This is a genomic window from Neglectibacter sp. X4 (assembly GCF_009917365.1).
Lineage (GTDB): Bacteria > Bacillota > Clostridia > Oscillospirales > Acutalibacteraceae > Acutalibacter.
The window spans coordinates 1-1,085 of the sequence record NZ_QWLE01000169.1 but is presented as its reverse complement, the minus strand read 5'-3'; the positions used below and the strand labels follow the sequence as shown (position 1 = coordinate 1,085).

The window sequence follows — 1,085 nt, the reverse complement described above, 5'->3', positions numbered from 1 at the left end:
GTGAGCTTTTCCTCGTTGCGTAGAGTTTTTCGCTGATTTTCGGGTCTTTTCTTTTCATTTTTGCTTTACAGTGCCTTCTTTTACCTTCTCGTTCATGGTATAGCCACCTTTTTGATTTCAGCTTTTGGAGAAGCGGCGGGGGGGCGCTGTGCAGCTCTCGGCCTGTGCCTTTGCTTGCATCTCCTGTCTCGCTCTCACCTTGTCGCGTTTGCCTTCGATTTTGGCTTTCCCTCTTGCTGTGTCTATATTATATGATATCTAGGCGCAGATATCAATAGACGGACTTGCCAAATATCTAGGCGTAGGTTTGTACATTGTGTATCTAGGTGTAGATTTATTTTTGTGGTATACTAGACTTGTACAGAAAGGGGGAAGTTTATGGGAGAAAAAACGCCAGCACAGAAAAAGGCACAGCAAAGATATATGGAAAAATTTGCTATAGCACGAGTCAGAATGGAGCGGGAACGCTATGAACAAGTAAAAGCCCATGCTGATAGTCAAGGCGAAAGCATGAATGGTTTTATAGGCCGGGCCATTGATGAAACAATGGAGCGTGACAAGGAAGGAGGTGGACAGCAGTGAATATGCAGGAAAATGCAAGGCTAATTCTAGGGCTTCGTGCCAAAGGATGGACGGATACGGAAATCGCAGACTTCCTTCTTTGGATTGAAAGCGGCGATGAGCAATATAAGCCGAAGCCAGAAGAATAAACAGAAGGGCCAGGGAACATTCCCCGGCCCTTCTGTGTAGCGTTGCTGACCCGTCGTTTCAACGGTTCAGCTCCATTACGCCTTTTTGGTTGTAGAAATAGATATTCCGTCCATTCCTCGAATCGAGGAATGAATATTTTTCCATACACTCTTTGTGTGCAATGCCGCCAAGATTGGCGGTATAATAAGCTGGTCGCTGTAATGGCAGATTCCCAGGATTCCTTTCCGTCAGTTGATACCAGTTTGGTAACAACTGAAAATTTGTCTAAACGGTTTTTTCTCTTGTGGATTTTAACCCTAAATAGTGTCTACATGAGTTAAGCACAAATAGCAGCCCAAATAGCGATACAACGGACGTGTACCGCAGCGATAAAG

General features: G+C 44.8%; 2 protein-coding genes. Both read left to right on the top strand.

Features of this window, described 5'->3' with window-relative positions; all coding sequences use genetic code 11:
- Positions 1-378: 378 nt before the first annotated feature.
- Complete coding sequence (locus D1841_RS17465) at positions 379-582, top strand: hypothetical protein (protein ID WP_160644945.1); 204 nt, start codon at positions 379-381, stop codon at positions 580-582.
- Positions 579-710, top strand: coding sequence for a hypothetical protein (locus tag D1841_RS19560; RefSeq protein ID WP_256376717.1), 132 nt, complete (start codon positions 579-581; stop codon positions 708-710). Before D1841_RS17465 ends, D1841_RS19560 begins: the two co-directional genes overlap by 4 nt.
- Positions 711-1,085 lie beyond the last annotated feature (375 nt).